The sequence below is a fragment of the Streptomyces sp. NPDC008139 genome (genome assembly GCF_042957025.1).
Lineage (GTDB): Bacteria > Actinomycetota > Actinomycetes > Streptomycetales > Streptomycetaceae > Actinacidiphila.
On record NZ_JBIBHM010000018.1, the window covers coordinates 124,568 to 146,292 of the forward strand.

18 protein-coding genes and 1 pseudogene are annotated in these 21,725 nt (G+C 72.4%); 9 read left to right on the plus strand and 10 right to left on the minus strand.

The features are described 5' to 3' along the window. Positions 1-6: 6 nt before the first annotated feature. On the minus strand, positions 7-492 hold the full coding sequence (locus tag ACFZBB_RS31290) for a TrkA C-terminal domain-containing protein (RefSeq protein WP_391129492.1): 486 nt from the start codon (positions 490-492) through the stop codon (positions 7-9). 697 nt (positions 493-1,189) lie between these two features. On the opposite strand from ACFZBB_RS31290, the gene ACFZBB_RS31295 reads away from it, so the two are divergent. Then, a complete protein-coding gene (locus ACFZBB_RS31295) occupies positions 1,190-2,440 on the plus strand; it encodes an MFS transporter (RefSeq protein ID WP_391129557.1) in 1,251 nt (416 codons plus the stop codon). A gap of 66 nt (positions 2,441-2,506) precedes the next feature. Here ACFZBB_RS31295 and ACFZBB_RS31300 read toward each other — a convergent pair whose 3' ends face one another. Further along, entirely contained in the window at positions 2,507-4,357 is a 1,851-nt protein-coding gene (locus tag ACFZBB_RS31300) for an arabinofuranosidase catalytic domain-containing protein (RefSeq protein ID WP_391129495.1), read from the minus strand. 403 nt (positions 4,358-4,760) lie between these two features. Beyond that, positions 4,761-4,985: pseudogene (locus ACFZBB_RS31305) on the minus strand (aromatic acid decarboxylase); the annotation flags it as partial. 88 nt (positions 4,986-5,073) lie between these two features. Here ACFZBB_RS31305 and ACFZBB_RS31310 point away from each other — a divergent pair. Then, the gene (locus ACFZBB_RS31310; protein WP_391129498.1) at positions 5,074-5,835 is read left to right on the plus strand and encodes an FCD domain-containing protein; all 762 of its coding nucleotides are present in this window, start codon (positions 5,074-5,076) and stop codon (positions 5,833-5,835) included. A 40-nt stretch (positions 5,836-5,875) separates the two neighbouring features. On the opposite strand, the gene ACFZBB_RS31315 is transcribed toward ACFZBB_RS31310, so the two are convergent. Together ACFZBB_RS31315 and ACFZBB_RS31320 are read right to left on the minus strand one after the other, a co-directional pair. Next, a complete protein-coding gene (locus ACFZBB_RS31315) occupies positions 5,876-6,112 on the minus strand; it encodes a hypothetical protein (protein WP_391129500.1) in 237 nt (78 codons plus the stop codon). Then, positions 6,109-7,566 (minus strand): UbiD family decarboxylase, encoded by a 1,458-nt coding sequence (locus ACFZBB_RS31320; RefSeq protein ID WP_391129503.1) that lies wholly within the window; start codon positions 7,564-7,566, stop codon positions 6,109-6,111. Before ACFZBB_RS31320 ends, ACFZBB_RS31315 begins: the two co-directional genes overlap by 4 nt. A 451-nt stretch (positions 7,567-8,017) precedes the next feature. Here ACFZBB_RS31320 and ACFZBB_RS31325 point away from each other — a divergent pair, with 451 nt between their 5' ends. Further along, positions 8,018-10,036: an NPCBM/NEW2 domain-containing protein gene (locus tag ACFZBB_RS31325; protein WP_391129506.1), complete on the plus strand. Its 2,019-nt coding sequence runs from the start codon at positions 8,018-8,020 to the stop codon at positions 10,034-10,036. Positions 10,037-10,096: 60 nt separating this feature from the next. Here the strand turns inward: ACFZBB_RS31325 and ACFZBB_RS31330 are convergent, their stop codons facing one another. After that, complete coding sequence (locus ACFZBB_RS31330; protein WP_391129509.1) at positions 10,097-10,837, minus strand: BadF/BadG/BcrA/BcrD ATPase family protein; 741 nt, start codon at positions 10,835-10,837, stop codon at positions 10,097-10,099. A gap of 377 nt (positions 10,838-11,214) precedes the next feature. Then, on the minus strand, positions 11,215-11,976 hold the full coding sequence (locus tag ACFZBB_RS31335) for a UTRA domain-containing protein (RefSeq protein WP_391129512.1): 762 nt from the start codon (positions 11,974-11,976) through the stop codon (positions 11,215-11,217). A gap of 187 nt (positions 11,977-12,163) precedes the next feature. On the opposite strand from ACFZBB_RS31335, the gene ACFZBB_RS31340 reads away from it, so the two are divergent. From ACFZBB_RS31340 to ACFZBB_RS31350, 3 genes are all read left to right on the plus strand, one after another. Further along, on the plus strand, positions 12,164-12,844 hold the full coding sequence (locus ACFZBB_RS31340) for a PhzF family phenazine biosynthesis protein (protein ID WP_391129515.1): 681 nt from the start codon (positions 12,164-12,166) through the stop codon (positions 12,842-12,844). A gap of 168 nt (positions 12,845-13,012) precedes the next feature. Continuing rightward, positions 13,013-13,990, plus strand: coding sequence for a YhjD/YihY/BrkB family envelope integrity protein (locus ACFZBB_RS31345; RefSeq protein WP_391129518.1), 978 nt, complete (start codon positions 13,013-13,015; stop codon positions 13,988-13,990). A gap of 68 nt (positions 13,991-14,058) precedes the next feature. Next, positions 14,059-15,885, plus strand: a complete 1,827-nt coding sequence (locus ACFZBB_RS31350) for a glycoside hydrolase family 15 protein (protein WP_391129521.1) — start codon at positions 14,059-14,061, stop codon at positions 15,883-15,885. Positions 15,886-15,904: 19 nt separating this feature from the next. Here ACFZBB_RS31350 and ACFZBB_RS31355 read toward each other — a convergent pair whose 3' ends face one another. Continuing rightward, a complete protein-coding gene (locus ACFZBB_RS31355; RefSeq protein WP_391129524.1) occupies positions 15,905-16,417 on the minus strand; it encodes a hypothetical protein in 513 nt (170 codons plus the stop codon). A 167-nt stretch (positions 16,418-16,584) separates the two neighbouring features. Here ACFZBB_RS31355 and ACFZBB_RS31360 point away from each other — a divergent pair, with 167 nt between their 5' ends. After that, positions 16,585-17,505, plus strand: a complete 921-nt coding sequence (locus tag ACFZBB_RS31360; RefSeq protein WP_391129527.1) for a PfkB family carbohydrate kinase — start codon at positions 16,585-16,587, stop codon at positions 17,503-17,505. 164 nt (positions 17,506-17,669) lie between these two features. Further along, positions 17,670-19,301 (plus strand): hypothetical protein, encoded by a 1,632-nt coding sequence (locus ACFZBB_RS31365; RefSeq protein ID WP_391129530.1) that lies wholly within the window; start codon positions 17,670-17,672, stop codon positions 19,299-19,301. Here ACFZBB_RS31365 and ACFZBB_RS31370 read toward each other — a convergent pair. After that, on the minus strand, positions 19,296-19,925 hold the full coding sequence (locus ACFZBB_RS31370; protein ID WP_391129533.1) for an HAD-IA family hydrolase: 630 nt from the start codon (positions 19,923-19,925) through the stop codon (positions 19,296-19,298). The two genes, ACFZBB_RS31365 and ACFZBB_RS31370, sit on opposite strands and share 6 nt — an antisense overlap. A 249-nt stretch (positions 19,926-20,174) precedes the next feature. Between ACFZBB_RS31370 and ACFZBB_RS31375 the strand changes: the two genes are divergently transcribed. After that, complete coding sequence (locus ACFZBB_RS31375; protein WP_391129536.1) at positions 20,175-21,275, plus strand: substrate-binding domain-containing protein; 1,101 nt, start codon at positions 20,175-20,177, stop codon at positions 21,273-21,275. 24 nt (positions 21,276-21,299) lie between these two features. Here the strand turns inward: ACFZBB_RS31375 and ACFZBB_RS31380 are convergent, their stop codons facing one another. After that, on the minus strand, positions 21,300-21,704 hold the full coding sequence (locus ACFZBB_RS31380; protein WP_391048396.1) for a VOC family protein: 405 nt from the start codon (positions 21,702-21,704) through the stop codon (positions 21,300-21,302). Positions 21,705-21,725: the final 21 nt, after the last annotated feature.

Here is a 21,725-nt window from a genome sequence, read left to right on the forward strand (position 1 = left end):
AGGTTTCTATCCTCCTGTGATCAGTTCGGCGACGGCGCCGACGCCTTCGCGGGTGCCGACGACCACGAGGGTGTCGCCGACGGCGAAGCGGAAGTCGGGGGTGGGCGAGGGCACGGCGGAGGTGCGGCGGAGCACGGCGACGATCGAGGCGCCGGTACGGGTGCGTACCTGCGTGTCGCCGAGCGTGCGGCCCGCGTACGGCGAGCGTTTGCTCACCGTGATGTGTTCGGTGACCAGGTCGATCTCAAGGTGTTGTTGCAGGTGGCCGACGGGGTCGGGGGTCAGCAGGTCGGCCAGCGCGGTCGCCTCGTGGGGCGCGAGCGCGGTCGCGTCCTTGCAGGCGTCGTCGTCCTCGGGGTCATGGAACGCCAGGAACCGCCTGCCGTCCTGGTGCACGACCACCGACAGGTGCCGGCCGGACTCGGTCGTCATGTCATAGCGGGCCCCGACTCCCGGCAGCGGGGTCTTTCGGGCGCGGGCGGTGGGTTCCATGAACGTGCTCCATCGGGACGCGGGTGCGTGAGTGCCGGTCGCGGACGCCGACATGCGCGTCACCCGGCGGAGTTCTGTGCCGGGTGACGACGCGCGTATGCGGTGGCGTGCCGCAGCGCTCCTGCCACAGCGCCCGGCATGGGAGCCGGACGCTGTCAGCAGTAAGGCGCGGAAAGGTCCGTATCAGGTACGGCGTCCCGAGGCGCGTTCTCGACACGCGCGACCCGGGGAAAATACGGCGATGCCGTGGGGAGGACTTCCGACATGGCCGCGGGTGCGCCTACGACGAGGACATCCCGTTCCATGACGTATCCTCCTCGGCTCACCTCTGCGACATACGTAAAGCGTTGGTCAAGACTCTAGCGCATAATAAATGCCGCAAATCCCACATGAGTGGATATAACACCCCAGGTGGATCTCTCATGGCCGGGAATTCACCTGGGCGTCACAGGGCGGGTGGGACCGGCCCGACCTGCCGGTACGCCGGGTCCGGCCGGCCCCGCGAACAATCCGGGTGCGCCCTTCGCCGCCCGGGGGCTAGGGTCCCCGGGGCCTATTACTGAGCGGTTCCGAGGAGACAAAGGGGTGGTCGGTCGTTCCGGCGCGCGCTGACGACGGAGGCGTTCCGGCGAAGGCCGCCGAGCCGCCCGTGGCACCGGAATCGCCCGGGTCGCAGGGATCGCCGAGATCGCCGGGGCTGTGGCGAGACCGGGATTTCCGCCGGTTGTGGGTGGGGCAGACGGTCTCGCAGCTCGGGGAGCACGGGAGCGCGGTGGTCCTGCCGCTGATCGCGGTGCTGCTGCTGGGCGCCGACGGCGGTGAGGTCGGGGTGCTGCGGGCGGTGGGGCAGGCGCCGATACCGCTGCTGTCGCTGTTCGTCGGGGCGTGGGTGGACGGGTGGCGGACCCGTACGGTCATGGTGGCGGCGGACTGCGGGCGGGCGCTGGCGCTGGGCGCGGTGGCCGTGGCGTGCCTGCTCGGCGGGCTCGGTCTGCCGGTGCTGCTGGTGGCCGCGTTCGGCGTCGGAGCGCTGTCGGTCTTCTTCGACGTGGCGTATCAGGCGTCTGTCGTACGGCTGTTGGACCGCGACCGACTGGTCAGCGCCAACAGCGCGCTCGAAGGCAGCAGGTCGGCGGCGCAGATCGGCGGCCCGGCGCTCGGGGGTGTGCTGGTGTCGCTGCTGTCGGCGCCGGTCGCGCTCGCGTCCAGCGCGCTGTTCTTCGCGCTGTCGTTCGTGTCGATCCGGCGGATTCGACGCGGCGAGGCGGTGCCTCGGCGCTCGGGACGTACGCCCGCTGTCCGGCGGCGGATTCGCGAGGGGGTCGGATTCGTCGTCGGTGAACCGTCGTTGCGGGCGGTGTGCCTCGCCTCCGCCGCCTTCCAGTTCGCCTTCGCGGCCACGATGACCGTCTATCTGCTCTTCCTGCCCAGGGAGTTGGGCCTGTCGGGCGCTGCCGTCGGGCTGGTGCTCGCGGCGACGGGGCCCGGCGCGCTGGTGGGTTCGCTGCTGGCGGCCCGGCTGCCGGGCCGGTTCGGCCACGGCCCGGTGCTCGCGTGCGCGGCCGTGCTCGGCGACAGCGTGATGATCGGCGTACCCGCGCTGCACGGCGGCGCGCTGACCGTTCCGGTGCTCGTGGCGGTCAACCTGACGTTCGGCGCGTGCGGTCAGCTGGTCAGTGTGACGCTGATGGCGGTGCGGCAGACCGTCACTCCCGACGGAATGCAGGGCCGCGCGGCGGCGACGATCGGCTTCGTCGGCATGGGGACGGCCCCGCTCGGCTCGCTGCTCGGCGGTCTCCTCGCGGCGCAGTGCGGTCTGCGCACCGGCTTCCTGGTGGCGGCGGCGGGCATGCTGCTCTCCCCGCTGGTGATCTCCCTGTCCCCGCTCGCCCGTCTGGGCCGTACGCTCCCCGTCCGCGGAGCGGCCGACGCGTCGGCCCGGACGTGAGCGCGACGGCGGTGGCGCGGGCACCGAGCCCGCGCCACCTCGGTCACAAGTGCGTTGCGCGCTCTGTCAGTTGAGGGCGAACTTCTGCGCGGCGCTGCCGTTGCAGTCGTAGATCTGGAGCCGGGTGCCGTTCCCGGTGGCGCTGTTGGGGTCGTCGAGGCAGCGGCCCGACTGCGGGTTGAGCAGCGAGCCGTCGGCCTGCTGCTGCCAGACCTGGCCGCCGACGCCGTTGCAGTCCCACAGCTCGACCTGCGTGTTGTTCGCCGTGCCGTTGCCGTTGATGTCCAGGCAACGGCCGATCGTGCTCAGCGAGCCGTTGGCGTTGTGGTACCAGTGCTGGTCGGCGGCCCAGGACTGGCAGTCCCAGAGCTGCACGGCGGTGCCGTTGACGCCCGTGTCGTCGGCGGCGACGTCCACGCACTTGCCGGCGGGCGCGGGCACCGGGGCGCCGCCCTTGACGGCGAATTTCTGCGCGGCGCTGCCGTTGCAGTCGTAGATCTGGAGCCGGGTGCCGTTCCCGGTGGCGCCGCTCGGCGAGTCGAGGCAGCGCCCCGACTGCGGGTTGAGCAGCGAGCCGTCGGAGCGCTGGATCCACTTCTGGCCGCCGACGCCGTTGCAGTCCCACAGCTCGACCTGCGTGTTGTTCGCCGTGCCGTTGCCGTTGATGTCCAGGCAACGGCCGATCGTGCTCAGCGAGTTGTCGGCGTTGTGCGTCCAGTGCTGGTCCTCGGCGTACGTCTGGCAGTCCCAGAGCTGGACGGCCGCGCCGTTGACCCCGGTGTCGTCGGCGGCGACGTCCACGCACTTGCCGCCGGGGCCGGTGATCGTGCCCTGCGGGCCGTTGGGCACATTGGTCTGGCCCGAGTAGCCGACGGAGACGATGTTCGCCTGGACGGCGTTCTCGGCGGCGTCGGTCGGATAGCCGGCGACCATCACGCCCTCGAAGAAGGTGCCCATGTTGCGGTTGCTGTTGTCACCGCCGGTGCCCAGGATGATGCCGCCTTCCTGGTGCATCGGTTTGTAGCCGCCCCGCGTCGGCAGCGACCCGTTCCACCAGGTCGACAGGCCCCCCGATTGGGAGTCGCCGCCCTTGATGGCGTACGTCGTCTGCCCGTTGTTCTTCAGCACCGCCGTGACGTAGGCGCTCTTGTTGCCCGCGTTGGCCGTGTTGGAGCCGTTGTCGCCCTGGAACATGCCGTTCTCCATGTCGGCCTCGACCCAGGGACCCGAGCCGTTGCACGGCGCGAAGTAGCAGGTGGTGGCGATGCTCACGGCGTCCATGTGGCCGTTGCCGGTGTCGGACGGCGTGCTCTCGGCGTTGCCGTAGTCGAAGCAGCAGTCGGAGCCGACGTGGGTGCCGCTGGCGACCATGTAGACGCCCTCGGGCTGGCCGTTGACGGGGACGCCGGAGGCCGCGCCGGTGTAGCGGTAGCCGACGCCCGGCGAGATCCAGATGCCGTACACCTTGTGGCCGCCCGCGTGCACCGCGATCTCGCTCGCGTCCGCCCCCCGGTCCACGCCGCCTGCCGTGCCCGCGGGGCCCGGCAGCAGGTCGTTGTGGCGCGAGGTCTGGTCGTAGACCTTGGAGATGCGGCAGGTGGTGTTGGCACAGAAGATGTCCTGCTGCTCGGCGTTGGCGTAACCGCCCGCGGCCAGCAGCCCGATGTCGGCCTTGCCGCCGTCCGAGGCGCGCGTGACCTGGTACAGCGGGCCGTTGTACGCGGAGAACAGGGCGCGGGTGGTGCTGTGCGCGGCGACGCAGGGGGTGCCCGCCGCGCCGTAGAGGTCGCAGGGCAGCGAACCGGCGGCCTGCGCGGTGCCCGGCAGGCTGATGAAGGCGCTGAAGACCAGGCCGAGGGTGGCCAGGACCGAGGTCAGCAGGGCTTTCCAGCGGGCGGTGTATCTCCTTTTGCGCATGCGGTGCTCCTTGGGGTGGGGGGTGGAGCGGAGACGAGCGGTGCCTGCGGGGACGGGCGGCCCGGGGGGCGTGGGGGCCCGGATCGAACGGGGACGTGACGGGCGCGGGAGGGACGTGAAGGACATGCGGGGTCGACCGGCTCGGAAAGTACGCCCCCTGTTCGACCCCGTCAATATTTGTTGCTTTCTTTGGCTTCGGCCGGGCACGACCTGTCCGAATCTGTGGCCCGGCGAGGAGTGCATTACCTCTGTGACACAAGTCAACTGACGTGGTGTAACACGCCGCTGCGAGATTTCCCCGCGCCATGAGCGAAAGGGGACATGACAGATGACACCGTTCAATCGCCGTGACTTCCTGCGCGCCGTCGGGGCCACCGGCGGCGCCGAGGTCGAGACCGATGGGTGCGGCGAGCCCGAGGAACGCCTTGATGTCGGTACGCCGGCGCGCCTCGCGGAAGGACTGCCCGGTCTCGTCGACCGTCGTCAGCCGGGCGGCGCGGCTGACCGCGGGGCCGACGGCCTCACCCGCGTCGAGCGGCCCGCGGATGACGGCCGCGGCGTACGGCGTGCCGCCGGCTCCGGTGATTCCGACGACCCATGCCACCCGTGGTGTGATGTGGTGATCCATGACAGACCCTTCCATGAGTCGCGAGGAGGGCCCGCGAAGTGCCGGGAGAACCCGCGGGCGTGGGCGGGCGGCCGTGAGCGGAGAGGCGGTGGGTGACGCGATGGCGGTCAACGGGGAGGGCCGGGACGCCCCGCGTGCGTCCGGCCCGCCGCTGACGGCCGGTGAGCGGGAGATCCTGCGGGTGCTGCGCCGGTCGGAGGACCTGGACAGCGTGGCGGCCCGGATCCTGGTCTCGGTCGGCAGCGCGATCATCGAGGGCCGGCTGAAGCCGGGCGACGACCTCAACTCCGTCGAACTCGCCCGGCAGTTCAGCAGCAGCCGGACCCCGGTGCGCGAGGCGTTGCAGACCCTGGAGCGCGAGGGGCTGGTCGAGATCGCGGCCCGCAAGCGCCCCCGCGTGCGCCGCCTGGGCCTCACCGAGGTCCGGGAGATCTACGAGCTGCGGTCCGAGCTGTACGGGCTGGTGAGCCGCCGGATCATCGCCCACCGCACGGCCGGTGAGATCGAGGTCTTCGACGGGGTTCAGGCCCGTCTTGAGGAGGCCGCGGCGGCCGGGGACCTGGAGCGCTACTTCTGGCTGATCGTGGACTTCCGCAACACCGAGGCGCGGCTGGCCGGGAACGAGACCGTGCGCGCGGTCCTCGACTCGGTCGGCATCAGGACCCTGCATCTGCGTCACCTCAGCCTCTCCCTGCCGGGCCGCCTCGACACGTCGGTGGGGGACCACCGCAGGCTGGTCCGCGCGTACGCCGACGGCGAGGCGGAACTGGCCGCCGCGCTCACACGATCCATCGTTCTGCGCGGTCTGGCGGCGGTGGAGCGCTCGGGGTGGACGGGCTCTCCGGCCTGACCCGCCGGTCGACATCAGCGGGCCTCCCCCTCGTGGGCGCTCATGGACCGCGCGGCCCCGCCGGAGGCGTCCGCCGCGGTGCGGGCCCGGTGGAGGGCGACCGCTTCGGGGCGGCGACAGCCAGCGCGATCTCGTCGGCGATGTCGGCGACGGCCGTGCCGCGCTTGATGATCCGCGGCGGCTCCCGCCGCCGGGCGCCGTCGCTCACCGACGGGTGTCGGGCGCAGGCGGGGAGCACGGCGCCGGTACCGGCGGTGAGCGACGGCCGGGCTGTCACCTGGCACCTCCCAGGATGTCCGGCCAGCGGCGTACCACGTGGTCGACCAGTTCCCTGCTGGCCTCCGCGACCCGCGGGAAGTCCTGGAGCCGGGTCCAGGGGCGGCAGGCGTCGATCACGGCGCGGGTGTTGAACGGCGGCAGGCCGGGTGCGCGCAGCGGGTCAACCCTGCTCCCCCACGTCTGCCGCATCGTCTCGATGTCGTCGGCGGGGTCGGTGCGGGTGCAGACCGCCCACATCACGTCGTTGAGGCTGCGCGGGTCGACGTCGGCGTCCACGACGACCACGAATTTGTTCATGTACGCGGCCTGCGGGAGCTGCGAGGTGAGGTAGCCCGCCTGCCGGGCGTGACCCGCGTAGTTCTGGTGGATCGACACGGCGAGCAACTGCCGTCCGCCGCCGACCTCGTGGGCCCAGACGCCCTCGACGCCGGGCAGTCCTGACCGCACCAGCGCGTCCTGGATCATCGCGGACTTCATCACGCTGCGCATGTACGAGTAGTCGTGCGGCGGCTTGCCGGGAGGGGCGCCGAGCAGGATCGGGTCGTGGCGGTGGTAGATCCGCTCGACGTCCATGGTCAGCACGGCCTCGGTGCCGCCGCTGTAGTAACCGGTCCACTCGCCGAACGGCCCTTCCTGCTCCCGACGTTCGGGATACAGCCAGCCCTCGACGGCTATTTCGGCGGTCGCGGGGATCGGCAGCCCGGTGACCTCGCCGCGGATCACCTCGACGGGGCGGCCCAACACGGCCCCGGCGTACTCCAGTTCCGACAGTCCTGTGGGCACCTCGGTGCCCGCGACGACCAGCAGCAGCGGGTCGTGGCCGAGCGAGGCGGTGACCGGCGCCCGGCCCTCACGGGCGAACCACTCGCGGACGTGCGCGGCGCCGTGCTTGCCCGCCTCCATGTTGATGCTCGCCGCCCGCCCTCCGTTCTGCACCTGCATGCGGTACGCGCCCGCGTTGAGGACGCCGGTGGCCGGGTCGGTGGTGAAGACGGCGCAGCCGGTGCCGATGTACCGGCCGCCGTCGTTCTCGTGCCACTTCGGCACGGGGAAGGCGAGCAGATCGGCGTCGGCCGAGGTGATCACGTTCTCGGTGACGGGGCCCCGGTCGACGGCCTCGACGGGGTACTTCCCGGCGTTCTCCACCCACTGGTTGGGGCGGGTGCGCAGCGCCTCGACCAGTCCGCGGTCGTCCAGGTCGGTGCCGAGCCGCAGGGTCATGCCGAGCCTGCGGGCGTTGGCCATGCTGGCGGTGAGCACCCGCTGGCCGGGCCGGTAGCCCTCGATGTCGTCGAAGAGCAGGGCGGGCGGCGAGGGGCGTTTGTAGTTGACCTCGGACGCGGCGCCGATCTCCTTGTCCCAGTGCGCGCCGGAGATGGTGCGGACCTCACCGAGTTCCCCCGCCAGTTCGAGCCAGGTCCGCAGGTCATTGACGTCGTCGAGGGACCTCACGCCACTCGCCTCCCGTTTTCTCATGTGTGTTGCGACGCGATGAAGGTCGAAGAAGCCGCAAGAGTAATCCGCGAGTTGTACGTCGCCGGTGCCGCTGCGCCCGCGGATGTCCGGGTCCCTCCTCGTCGAGGTGAGCGAACACCGCCTTCCCATGAAGTGTCGACACTCGACCATGGGGCTCGATTGAAGCAGTGGGGATAAGCCCTGTCCATGGGCCGGCGATCCTCGCCCCCGCACCGTTGAGTGTCGACACTTCTGATGAATCTGACCGAAGTCTTGTCATGGACCCGCACGGCTCCTAACGTGTCGCCGCGAAGAAATTTGCTCGACTCTGTTCAGTTCCGTTGAGTCAAAGCGTCGAAATGCCAGCGATCCGCACACGATCAGTCCCACGGCGCGCATCCGCGGACCTCCGGTCCGCCTCGCCCACCCCGCGAGCAGAGGATTCTCCATGCCACGACTCGTCCGCAGGCTGCTCGCCTGCGCCACCGCCTGCACCCTGTGGGGCGGCGCCCTCGCGGGCGCGGCCGTCACGGCCGGTGCGGTGGTCACCGCCACCCCCGCCGCCGCACTCGACAACGGCCTCGCCCGTACGCCCCCGATGGGCTTCAACGACTGGAACGCCTTCGGCTGCGACGTCAGCCAGGCCCTGATCGAGCAGACCGCCGACTACCTGGTCAGCTCCGGCCTGAAGAGCGCCGGATACACCTACGTCAACATCGACGACTGCTGGATGACGCACACCCGCGATGCCGACGGCCGCCTGGTCCCCGACCCGGTGAAGTTCCCCGACGGCATCAAGGGCACCGCCGACTACGTGCACAGCAAGGGGCTCAAGCTCGGCATCTACGAGGACGCGGGCACGGCCACCTGCGCCGGGTACCCGGGCAGCCTCGGCCACGAGACGACGGACGCGCGGACCTTCGCGGACTGGGGTGTGGACTACCTCAAGTACGACAACTGCAACAACAACAGCGACGGCACCCGCGAGGACTACGTCAGGCGGTACACCGCGATGCGCGACGCGCTGGCCGCCACCGGCCGCCCGATCGTGTACTCGCTGTGCGAGTGGGGCGTGCAGAACCCGTGGGAGTGGGCCGGTGACGTCGGCAACTCGTGGCGCACCACGGGCGACATCAGCGACAACTGGACGAGCATGCTGTCCATCGCCAAGGACAACATGCCGCTGGCGCCGTACGCGGGCCCCGGCCGCTGGAACGACCCCGACATGCTGGAGGTCGGCAACGGCGGCATGACCGACACCGAGTACCGCACGCACTTCTCGCTCTGGTCGATGATGAACTCGCCGCTGCTGATCGGCACCGACCTGCGCAAGGCGACCCCGCAGACCCTGTCGATCCTCGGCAACAAGGACGTCATCGCCCTCGACCAGGACCCGCTCGGCAGCCAGGCCACCGTGGTCTCCTCCGACGGCGGCCGGTACGTGCTCAGCAAGAAGCTGGCCGACGGCGAGCGGGCGGTCGCCCTGTTCAACTCGGGCGACCAGGCACAGCGGATCTCCACCACCGCGCAGGCCGCGGGACTGCCCAAGCGCGGCAACTACTCGGTGCGCGACCTGTGGTCGCACACCGACTACCAGAGCGCGGGCGGCCTGTCCGCGACCGTGCCCGCGCACGGCACCGTCCTGCTGCGAGTCGGCACCGATCCCCGCGCGGTCCTCGCGCCGCCGCTGTTCGACACCGGGGTCACCGGACCCGACCACATCGAGCCGGGCCACAGCGCGACCGTGTCCACGTACGCCACCGACCTGGGCTCGCTGCCCGCCGCGACGGTGAAGGTACGGCTGACCGGCCCCGACGGCTGGACGGTCCGCGCGACCGGCGCCACCGGCAGCCTGCTGCTGCCCGGCGGCAGGACCCTCACCACACCGTGGACGGTCACCGTGCCCGCCGACGCGCGACCGGGCGCGTATCCGGTCACCGGCACGGTCAGCTACCGCGATCTGGTCAACGGCCGTACCGTCACGGTGCCGTTGGTCGGCAGCGTCGCCGTCAAGGTGCCGCCGCCCGCGGGGACCAGCTACCTCAGCGACCTGCCCTGGACGACGTCGAGCAACGGGTGGGGGCCGGTCGAACGCGACCGGAGCAACGGTGAGACCGGCGCGGACGACGGCAGTCCGATCACGCTCGGGGGCACCGTCTACGCCAAGGGCCTCGGGGTGCACGCGCCGAGCGACATCGCCTACTACCTCGGCGGCATCTGCTCCACGGTGACGGCGACGGTCGGCGTGGACGACGAGAAGAACGGCAAGGGCACCGTCCGCTTCACGGTCGTCGCGGACGGCACGACGGTCGCCGACAGCGGCGTGGTCACCAACGCCATGGGCGGCAAGGCGCTCACGGCCGACGTGACCGGCGCGCAGAATGTGCGGCTCGTCGTGGACGACGGCGGCGACGGCAACGACAGCGACCACGCCGACTGGGCGGACGCGAAGCTCATCTGCTCCTGACCGCCCACGGCCCGGGGCGGCGGCGCGTATCCCTCCCACGCGCCGCCGCCCCGGCCCATGTCAGCCCGTGCGGTGCCGGGCCGTGGCCAGCGCCACCGCGCCCGCCACCGGGGGAACGTCCAGCAGGCGCAGGGTCAGCGAGGGGTGCGCGGCGGCGAGCCGGGCGCGGAGGGCGTCGGCGAGCCGCGGCTGGCGCACGACGACGCTGCCCGCGGCCACCACCGTGTCCCCGACGGCGCCCCGGCCGACGAGCCGGGTGACCAGCAGCGCCAACTGCCGGCTCGCCTCCTCGACCACCGAGGCGGCGAGCGCGGAGCCCACGTCCGCGGCACGGAAGACGGCGGGCGCGGCCGGGCCCCAATTGCCGGGCGTGGGTTCGTCGTTGACGGTACGGGCCAGCGTCTGCGGGTCCGGGTCGCCGAAGTGGTCCAGCAGCGCCGTGAGCAGTCCGTCGTCGGCCCGCCCTGCGTCGTACGCCGCCAGCGCCGATCTGACGGCGTCCCTGACGATCGCGGGCGCGCCGCCCTCGTCGCCCAGCACCCAGCCCCAGCCGCCCGCGAAGAGCGCCTCGCCCGCGGCGTCGGCGCCCACGCCGATCGAGCCGGTGCCCGCGATGACGCCGATGCCGGTGTCGAGACCGGCCGCGGGCACCAGCAGCGCCGCGTCGTTGACCACGACGGCGGGTACGCCGAGGGCTTCGACGGCCGCCGCCAGGTGCGCGCAGTGCCGCTGGGTGTCGCAGCCCTGCGCGCCGATCCCGACGGCGGCGATCTCGTCGCCCTCGGGCACCGCGCCCGTCAACCGTTCCAGCAGCCGGCGCGCGGCGGTTGGCCCGCCCGGATCGCGCGGGCCATCTCCAGGACGCCCACGCCCCGCCCGGCCGGGGCGCCGGTCGCGGGGACGGCCCGCCACGGCGCCTCGGGGGTGATGTCTCCAGCGGGGTCTCGCCGCGGGCGAAGCGGTCCACGAAGTGCCGCATCTCCTGGCTGAAGCCGTAGGCGCGGGCCTCCTCGGGCACCGGGTAGACCCAGCCGGTGTCGGCGTCGGCCTTCTCCACCAGGTAGCCCGCGGGGTTCTCGATGAAGCCCCACACCGGGGTCGCCGAGGTGTCGGTGACCAACCGGCCCGCGCTGCCGACCAGTTCGTGGCGCAGTTGCGTGCCGCCCTTTGCGCGCGGCTCAGCCGTGCGCGCGCGCGAAGGACGTACGCAGCCGGTACCGGTCGCCCGCGTACTGGATCGTGGACTCGAACAGCGGCTCCTCCTCGGAGCCGACCGCGATCTGGTGCATGACCAGAAGCGGATCGCCCGAGGCCATGTCGAGCTGTCCCGCGGCGCGGTCCTCGGCCTTGGTCGCCTCGATCGTGCTGTCCGCGCGGACCGGCTCGACCCCGGCGGCGGAAAGCGTCGCGTACAGCGAACGGTCCGCGAAATCGACGTCCTCGATGCCGGGCACCAGAGCGAGCGGAATTCGCGTCAGGTCCAGCGCTATCGGAACACCGTCGAGCAGCCGTACCCGCTCCAGCCGGAACAGCGGAGTGCCGGGCGCGATACCGAGCCGCTCCGCCTCGTCGATGCTGGCCGGGCTCGCCTGTGCCATTAATACCTTGGAGTGCGGCTTCAACCCCATTCGTGCCGCGGTCTCGCTGAAGGATTCCAGGCTGTTCGGCCATTCCTTCTTCGGCGCCGACTGCGTCACGTACCAGCCACGGCCGTGGGACGCGCTGAGCACGCCCTCCTCCACCAGGTGCCCCAGGGCTTTCCTCAGCGTGACCCGGCTGATGCCCAGTTGACGGCAGAGCTCCCGCTCGGGCGCCAGCCGCATTCCCGGCCTCAGCTCGCCCCGGTCGATTTCGCTGCGGATCAAATTCACTGCCTGGATCCACAGGGGTTCTGGATAGCCCGGCAGGATAACGCCCGCGACCTCGCGAGAGTCGTTCATACGTGAGGCCCCCATAATGACGCGCTCGCGACCTCCGGCCGCCGACGCCGCAACTGTTGAACAGCGACGCTCAGGATAGCTTTCCGCCAGGTGGTCTGACCAGTTCCACGGGTCCCGGCGGCGGGACGGCCGGAACCGGCCGGTGCGAGCGGGTCCGTTCCCGCGCCCCGAATGCTTGAATGCCGGAGTGAATACGACATCGGGCGGCATCGATGTGCTGCGGGTCTTCTGCGGCCCCGACCGGCGGTACGGCAACGCGCTCGGCGTGGTCCGCGACGGCTCGCGCTACCCGGACCGCGCCGCACGACAGGCCCTGGCCGGTGAACTCGGCTTCAGCGAAACGGTGTTCGTGGACGACCCGGAGCGCGGCGCGGTCGACATCTACACGCCGGGGCTGCGACTGCCCTTCGCCGGGCACCCGTTGGTCGGGGTCGCCTGGCTGCTCGACGTGGAGGTGCTCGAACCCGAGGTCGGGGAGGTCTTCACGCGCGACGACGGGGAGTTCACCTGGATCACCGTCCGGGCGGAGTGGGCGCCGCCGCGCACCCTGCGCGAGTACGCGCTGCCCGCCGAGGTCGACGCCCTGGACGTGCCGGAGCCGGGCGAGTGGGTGTACGCCTGGGCGTGGCAGGACGAGGCCGCCGGCCGGATCAGGGCGCGCGCCTTTCCCGGCCGCGGCGACGGCATCGACGAGGACGAGGCGACGGGCGCCGCCGCGCTGCTGCTCACCCGGCAGCTCGGCCGCGCACTGCACATCACGCAGGGCCGGGGCTCGCAGATCCTCACCGCGCCCGGCCCTGACGGCACCGTCGAGATCGGCGGCCGGGTGTATCTGGAGGCGGTCCTTCCCGCGCCGCGGGCCCACTGAGCCCGGCGCGGAGGCCGTCCGCCGGCGTCACAAGTCGCGCGTTCCTCGTACACCGCCTTGACTGGTGGCGTTCGTGGCGTTCGTCGCCGCCGTGTTCGCGGTGCTCGCGGTGCTCGCCCTGTCCGCCCGTCACAGCCGTGTCCGCCGTGTCCGCCGTGGAGGTCGCGTATGGCCGCCGCACCCTCCGGGCCCCCGGGCCATGAGAAGGGCCTGGCCGACCGCGAGAAGGGCCTGGTCGGCCGTACGGTCGCGGGGGCGGCCGGGCGCGCGGCGCGGTGGAAGACGCGCGGGCTGCGGCTGCGCCACGCGGCGGAACGCCGCTTCCCCGTCATCACCGAGCTGACCGCCCGCCTGCTGTCGGTGAATCTGCTGGACGCGGGCACCCGGCTGGCCGCCCAGCTCTTCCTGACCGCCGTCCCGCTGCTGTTCGTCGTCGCGGCCTTCGCGCCGAAGACCGTACGCGACCAGCTCGTGAGCACCGCGCATAACGTCTTCGGCCTCACCGGGGCATCGGACGAGCAGCTCAGGCAGGTCTACAGCGCGAACGGCGGGGATCTGCGGCAGACCATCGGGGTGATCGGCGTCCTGATGGCGCTGCTGTCCGCCACCGCGTGCAGCCGGGCGATGGCGCGGGTGTGCGAGCGGGCGTGGGGGTTGCCGCGCGCCTCGGTGCGGGTGGCGGTGTGGCGCTGGGTGGTGTGGATCGCCGCGTGGATGGTGGCGCTGGTCCTCCAGGGGCCGCTGCGCGACGGCTTCGGCGTCGGGCTGTGGCTCGGCCTGCCGCTGACCTTCCTCGCGGACGTGCTGGTGTGGTGGTGGACCCAGCGGCTGCTGCTGAGCAAGCGCGTCGCGTGGCTGCCGCTGCTGCCCGGCGCGATCCTCACCGCGCTGGCGATGACGGCCCTGTCCGTGACCGCCCGCCTCTACATGCCGACCGCCCTCAACCGCAGCCTGGCCAATTACGGCTCCCTGGGGTCGGTCTTCACGATGCTGTCCTGGCTGATCGCGATCTGCGCGGTGCTGACCTTCACCATCACCGCGGGCGCCGTGCTGGCCTCCGAGCCGCCGCTGGCCTCCCTGCTCGGACCCGCCGGCGGCACGGACCCGGAATCGCGCCGGAATGCCGGTGCGGACCGCGTCATCTAGCGTGGTCAGGGCGGGGGGACGCCTCGCGGCGGGCGCACCGCGGCGGGGGAACGGCGAAAGGTGCCCTCATGCGTCGCTACCCGCCGATCGCGGACCACGGCCTCATCGGAGACCTCCAGACCAGCGCGCTGGTGTCGTCGCGGGGCGTCGTCGACTGGTTCTGCGCGCCGCGCTTCGACTCGCCGAGCGTCTTCGCCTCGCTCCTCGACCACGACCGCGGCGGCTACTTCTCGATCGCGGCCGCGAGCCCGGAGGCGAGGGTCAGGCAGCTCTACCTGCCGGACACCGCGGTGCTCGTCACCCGCTTCATGACCCCCGACGGCGTCGGCGAGGTCATCGACTTCATGCCGGTGGACCGGCCGGAGACCGTGACCGACCGGCACCGGCTGCTGCGCGTCATGCGGGTGGTGCGCGGCACGGTCCGCTTCGCCCTGGAGTGCAGGCCGCGCTTCGACTACGGCCGCTGCGACCACCGACTGCACATGAGCGACGACGGCACGGCCAGATTCGGCGCGCCCGAGGCGTGGGCGTACCTCCAGCCGGTCGGCCCGGTGGACCTCGAACGCGACGAGGAGGACGTACGGGCCACGGTCACGCTGGAGCAGGGCGAGATGGCCGCCGCGGTGCTGACGGTGTGCGCGGCGCACGGCGAGCCGCCCGAGCCGGTGACGGTGGACGGCCTGCGGGCGGAATTCGACGGGGTGCGGGAGTTCTGGCACGGCTGGATCCGGCAGTGCCGCTACCGGGGCCGCTGGCAGCAGGCGGTGAACCGCTCGGCGATCACCTTGAAGCTGCTCACGTACGCGCCGACCGGCGCTCCGGTCGCCGCCGCCACGATGGGCCTGCCGGAGCAGGTCGGCGGCGAGCGCAACTGGGACTACCGCTATACGTGGGTCAGGGACGCGTCGCTGTCGGTGAACGCGCTGGTCGACCTCGGTTTCACCGCGGAGGCGGACGCCTTCCGCCGCTGGCTCGGCGGGCGGCTGCGCGCGGGCGGCACGGTCACCGGTGAGCCGTTGCAGATCATGTACCGGGTGGACGGCGACCCGCACCTGGCCGAGGAGACGCTGGACCACTTCGAGGGCTACTGCGGCTCCGCACCGGTCCGGCTCGGCAACGGGGCCGCCGACCAGCTCCAGCTCGACATCTACGGCGAGGCGGTGCACGCCCTGGCCCGGTCGCAGGACATCGCCCAGCTCGCCGGGTGGGAGGGCTGGCGCGCCTTCTCCGGGCTGCTGGACTGGCTGGCCGCGCACTGGGACCGCGCGGACGAGGGCATCTGGGAGACCCGCGGCGGGCGGCAGGACTTCACGTACAGCCGTCTGATGTGCTGGTCGGCCTTCGACCGCGGCATCCGGCTGGCCGCGGAGCTCGCCAGGCCCGCCGACCTGGCGACCTGGACGACGGCGCGCGACACGATCATGGAACAGGTCATGGACCGCGGCTGGAGCGAGAAGCGGCACGCCTTCGTGCAGCACTACGGCAGCGAGGTGCTGGACGCGTCGCTGCTGCTGATGCCGGAGGTCGGCTTCGTCGCGCCGAAGGAGCCGCGCTGGCTGTCGACGCTGGACGCGATGGACGAGGAGCTGGTCTCCGACAGCCTCGTCTACCGCTACGACCCGGGCGCGTCCCCCGACGGGCTGCGCGGCGGCGAGGGCACCTTCTCGCTGTGCAGCTTCCTGTACGTCGGCGCGCTCGCCCGCGCCGGGCGCCTGGGCCCGGCCCGTTACGCCTTCGACAAGATGCTCACCTACGCCAATCACGTCGGCCTGTTCGCCGAGGAGATCGGACCGACGGGTGAGCAACTGGGCAACTTCCCGCAGGCGTTCACGCATCTGTCGCTGATCACGGCGGCGACGGCGCTGGACGAGGAGCTGGACAGGTCCGAGTCCTGACCGCCGGGCCCTCCCGCCGTCAGGAAGTCGTCGGGCCGCCGCCGTGGACGGTGGTGCTCCCGATGTCGCGGCCCTGGATGACCGGGGCGTGGAACACCCCGTCGTTGACGGTGTTGTTGACGACGCTGACCGAGCCACGGCCGGCCGCCGGGGCCAACTCCTCAAGCAGCAGCCGCAGTTCGGCGGCGGCGGCCGGGTCGTCCCGCAGGACGCGGCGCAGCCGGGTGCGCCAGCCCGCTTCGATGTCGGCGGCGGCGTCCGCGTCCCCCGAGTCCCTGGCGGCCGTCAACTCGGCGCGGGAGAGTTGGAGTTCATCGAGAGCGGCGGTCTCGCCCCCGGCGCGTACGGCGGCCCCCGGCGTACCGTCGTCGGCCGCCGTGCCGTCCTCGGCCGCCGCACCAGCGCTGCCGCCGCTGCCGCGTGCGAAGAACCGCGCCAGCCGGTCCCGTACCTGTGTCCAGGCGTCGGACGCCATCAGTGTGACCACCTGCGTCGCGCCCGACGCGGCCAGTGCCGCCAACTCCGCGTCCACGGAGCCCCCCTTCATCCGCCGCCCCGCTCATCCGCGAGGCCGCCGCCACCAGCGTAGGGCGGGCGGGCCCGCCGCGGCAGACGGTCTCCGGCAGGGGACCGCCCGCGTGATCGCGTACGGGGACGGGGGGTCGCCGGGCGGGACCGCGATACGGCAGCATGTGGCCCATGAGCGACTTCCTGGTGATCGGTGAGTGCGTAGCGGACATCGTCCGGACCCCCGGGCAGCCCGATGTGCCGCATCCCGGCGGCAGTGCCGCCAACGTGGCGTACGGGCTGGCCCGCCTCGACCACGCCACCGCGCTCCTCACGCAGCTCGGCGACGACCCCTCGGGCAAGCTCATCACCGACCACCTGCGGTCGGCGGGCGTACACCTGCTCGCGGACGGCCGGCACGACGTCCGCACGCCGACGGCGGTGGTCACGCTCGACGAACAGGGCGCGGCACGCTACGACTTCGACATCGCGTGGACGCTCGGGCCCGTCGAACCGCCCGCCGCGCTCCGGCACGTCCACATCGGGTCCATCGCCGCTGTGGCGGAGCCGGGCGCGGCCACCACCGTGGATCTCGCCGCGCGGCTGCGCGCGGACGCCACGGTCAGCTACGACCCCAACATCCGGCCGGAGTTGATGGGCACGCACGAGCAAGGGGTCGCCGGAGTCGAGCGGTGCGTGGCGCTGAGCGACCTCGTCAAGGCGAGCGACGAGGATCTGGAGTGGCTGTATCCGGGCGAGCCGGTCGCGGCGGTCGCCGCGCGCTGGCTGGCGGCCGGGCCCGCCGTCGTCTTCGTGACCATGGGCGGGGAGGGCGCCGCCGCCTTCACCCGTGACGTCGAGGTGACGGGCGCGCCGGTGCGGACCGAGGTCGCCGACACCGTGGGCGCGGGCGACTCCTTCATGTCCGCGACGCTGGACGCCCTCACCGGCCTCGGCCTCACCGGCGCCGCCGCCCGGCCCGCGCTCGGGGCCCTCGACAAGGCGACCCTCGCCCATGTGCTGCGCCACGCGGGCACCGCCGCCGCGCTCACCGTCTCGCGGCCCGGCGCCAACCCGCCCACGACAAGGGAGTTGCGGGCGGCGCTCGCGTAGGCCACCGGGCATCGGAGGTGTGACGCCCAACGGCCGGGGACCCGATTCGCCCCGGATCGGGCAGCCCGTACGGCCCGGTCGGACGGCGTGCCCCCTATCACCGTGACACCGCGCTCTTCTAGCCTCCCCTTGAAGATCGATCAGCCCACCGAGGGGGGACTTGCGTGGACGCGTCCGCGTACCGCATGGTCGTGTGGACCGAGCAGGACTACGTCACGGCCGCCGCGACGGCCGACCGGCTGGTCGCGGAGTGGCTCACCGACGCCAAGGGTTATCCGGTCACGGCACTGCACGACGGCCGCAACGAGATAGCCGAGCATGTGACGCTCGACCGCGACACCGATTCGGGGCAGCAGGGCGCGCACAGCCGCTGGCGGTTGCGGGAGAGCCCGCCGACATCGCGGGCGACCTGGCAGTCCACGCTCATCGTCCGTACCGACATGGCCGATCCGGGCCGCACCTGGGTGCAGCTCGATGTCGAACACCGGCCGGACTCGGCGGAGATACCGCAGATCCGCGCGTCCAAGCCGCGGCTGGCCGACGCGATACTCGACGCCCTGGACACGCACAGCGGCATCGCCGAGATCCGCGCCCGCGCCAGCTTCATCTACGCCGGTGACGTGAAGGAGGTGGTCGAGGAGCTGACCGACCGGGAGCGACGGCTGCCCATCGTCGTGGCGAGCGTGCCGTACGGGACCGACGCCGACGAGTGGCTGGAGAAGGTCGTGGACCGCGCCTTCACCCAACTCGTGGGCCGCGCCGTGCTGTACGTGCTGACCCGCGAGGCGCAGGCCGCGTTCAACAAGGCGCTCGAACACCATCCGGTCTTCGGCGGCGGCATCCGTACGTACATGCCGCGCGTCGACCCCGCGTGGGCCGCCGACGGGCAGCGGCACCCGGTGATGTCCCGCGCCACGGTCGAGGCCGATCCGGTACGGGCCGCCACCGTGCTGACCGCGCTGCCGCGCAACCAGGCCGCCCGCATGCCGCTCCCCCAGCCGCTGGCCCGCCTGCACGCCCAGCGCCCGCGGCCCCGGTCCACCGAGCACGGCGACGAGATCGCGCGCCTGCGCGCCGACCACGAGAGCCTGATCGCCCTGCTCGACGAGGCGGCGGAGGCCGAGGCCGCCCGCTACAAGCAGGTCCGCGAGCTCCAGCACGACCTCGCCGACGCCAACTGGCTCGCCGAGGAGTTCTACGCCGAGCGCCGCGCCGCCCAACAGCAGGTCCGCGCGCTCCAGTTACGTCTCCAGCAAGTCGGCGCCTACGAGGCCGCCTTCGCCCCCGTCGAGGAGGACGAGAGCGAGGCGCTGCCCGGCAGCTTCACCGAACTCCACGCCCGGCTGCACCAGTTCCCCACCCTCCTCTTCACCGGGGACGCCAAGGTGATGACCGGTCTCGACGACCGTTCCAAGCCCAACTGGGTCAACGTCTGCTGGGAAGCGCTCCAGGCGCTTGAGGACTTCGCCGCCGCCTCCGTGGCCGGCCGCGCCCGCGGCGACTTCCGCTCCTGGTGCCAGGATCTCCCCTCCGGCTGCCATCCCTTCCCCGCGGGCAAGGTCCTGATGAAGGAGTCCGACACCGTCTGGCGCAATCTCTCCTGGCGCAAGGAGCGCACCCTCCCCGTGCCCCGCGCCGTCGATCCCTCCGGCGCCGTCTACATGGAGGCCCACCTACGGATCGGCGGCGGCAGCACCATCTCCCCGCGGCTGCACTTCTTCGACGACACCGCCAACACCGGTCTGCTCTACATCGGCCACATCGGACCGCACCTCACCAACACCCGCACCTCATAGCGCCGGCAGGTGGGCTTCGACGCGGGCGACGGCCTGCGGGGTGCCGGTGAAGAGGTGGGCGTGCATGCCCGCGGTCTCGGCGGCGGCGGTGTTGGGGGCATGGTCGTCGATGAACAGGCAGTCCGACGGGCGGACTTCGAGGCGTTCGCAGGTGAGCGCGAAGGCGCGGGGGTCGGGCTTGGAGACGCCGGTCTCGTGGGAGTAGACGATCTCGTCGACCAGTGAGTCGAAGCGGTAGCGGGCGGTCTCCCGTTCGCGGGCGCCGACGAAGCTGTTGCTGAGGATGCCGAGGCGGCAGCGGGAGCGCAGGCCGCGGACGTAGTCGATGAGTTCCGTGTTGGGGGCGCCGAGATATTCGGCCCAGAGGTCGGACATGAAGGACTCGACCCGGCGGGCGTCGAGGCCGAAGCGGGCGCCGACCTGGGCGCGTACCTCGGGCTCGGTGATCGCGCCGACGGCCCCGGCCCGCCAGACGTCGTCGAGACGGCGGTCCACGGTGCCCGGCGGGAGGCCGAGACGCTCGTCCCACCGCTCGATCCAGCCCGTCGGCGGTGTGATCTCCAGGACTCCGCCGATGTCGAGGATGACGCAGCGCTCTGTCGTGGAAGGTCGTGTCGTCTTCATGGAAGGTCCTCTCATCCGGTTCCGCGGCGCGCCGGTACGCCCTGCCCACACGGTGGGCCCTCACCTTCGGTGAGGGTCAAGGCGGTGACGGGACCCGCCGACCGCCGCCGGGCCCGAGGACCGCGACCAGGGCCGCCGACCGCCGCCGGGCCCGAGGGTCGCGACCGCGGTGATTCGCGATAGCTTTCGCAAAAGGCGGACCGGCACGGCGGTACGGCCGCCGGGGGCGCGAGCGCGGGAGAGCAGAGGATGGCGGCGGCGGAACCGGGGCATGAAGCCGACGGCGACACGGGCGGCGACACAGACGCAGGCGCGGGTAGCGGCGCGGGCGGTGGGGGTACGACGACGCTCGCCGAGATCGCGCGGCAGGCGGGGGTGTCGGTCTCCACGGTCTCCAAGGTGCTGCACGACCGCTCGGACGTGGCGTCCAGGACCCGCGCCAAGGTCCAGCGGCTGCTGGAGCAGCACGGGTATCTCGCGCGGCACCGCCCCGCGGCGACGGCGCTGGCGGCGGGCGGCCTGATCGACTTCGTGATCAACGAACTGGCCAGCCCGTGGGCGGGCGAGCTGATCCGGGGCGCGGAGGAGGCGCTGCACGCCGAGGGGCTGGGCATGGTGGTGTCGGCGACGCACGGCCGCAGCCGGCTCACCCGGCAGTGGCTGGACTCGCTCGCCACCCGCCGCACGCGCGGCGCGATCCTGGTGCTGCCGGAGCTGACGCCCGCCCAGCACGAGGAGTTGCGCAGGCTCGGCCTGCCCTTCGCGCTGATCGCCCCGGCCGACGAGCCCGCGCCCGGAGTGCCGTGGGTGGGTGCCACGAACTGGCCGGGCGGCCTGGCCGCGACCCGCCATCTCATCGGGCTCGGCCACCGCAGGATCGCCGTCATCAGCGGCCCGCCGGAGCGGCTGGCCTCACGCGCCCGCGTGGACGGCTACCGCTCGGCGCTCGACGAGGCCGGGCTGCCCTTCGACCCGGCGCTCGTCCGCTACGGCGACTTCACCCACGAGCCCGCACACCGGCACGCCCTGGACCTGCTGGGGCTGCCCGACCCGCCGACCGCGGTCTTCGCGGGCAACGACCAGCAGGCGCTGAGCACCTACCGCGCCGCCGCCGCGCTCGGGCTGCGCGTCCCGGCCGACCTGAGCGTCGTCGGCTTCGACGACCTGCCCTTCGCCGACTGGGTCACCCCGCGGCTGACCACCGTACGCACGCCGCTCGCCGACATGGCCGCGCTCGCGGCCCGGATGGTGCTCCAGCTCCTCGGCGGGGAGCAGCCCGCGTCGACCAGGGTGGAGGTCGCGGGCGAGCTGGTCGTCCGCGAGAGCAGCGGGCCGCCGCCCGTACGGTGACCAGGCCGCTGGGCCAGGGGCGGGTCAGCCCTGGGCGAGGGCCGGGTCCAGCCAGAACAGCTCCCAGTGGTGGCCGTCCAGGTCGAAGAAGCTCCGGGTGTACATCGGGCTCTCGTGCTCGGTGCGCTTGGCCGCCGTGCCGCCTCCGGCCACGGCCGCCTCCGCGATCCGGTCGACCTGCTCCTTGCTGTCCAGGCCCAGCGCCACGATGGCCTCGGTCGTGGTGGCGGTGTCCGCGATCTCCTTCTCGGTGAAGGTCCGGAAGAAGGGCTCGACCAGCAGCATCGCGTAGATGTCGTCGCTGATCACCATGCAGGTCGCGTTGTCGTCGGTGAACTGCGGGTTGAAGGTGAATCCGGCGGCGGTGAAGAAGGCCACGGAGCGGTCGAGGTCCTTCACGGGGAGGTTGACGAAGATCTTCGTGGACATGGGTGCCTGCCTTACGTTCCG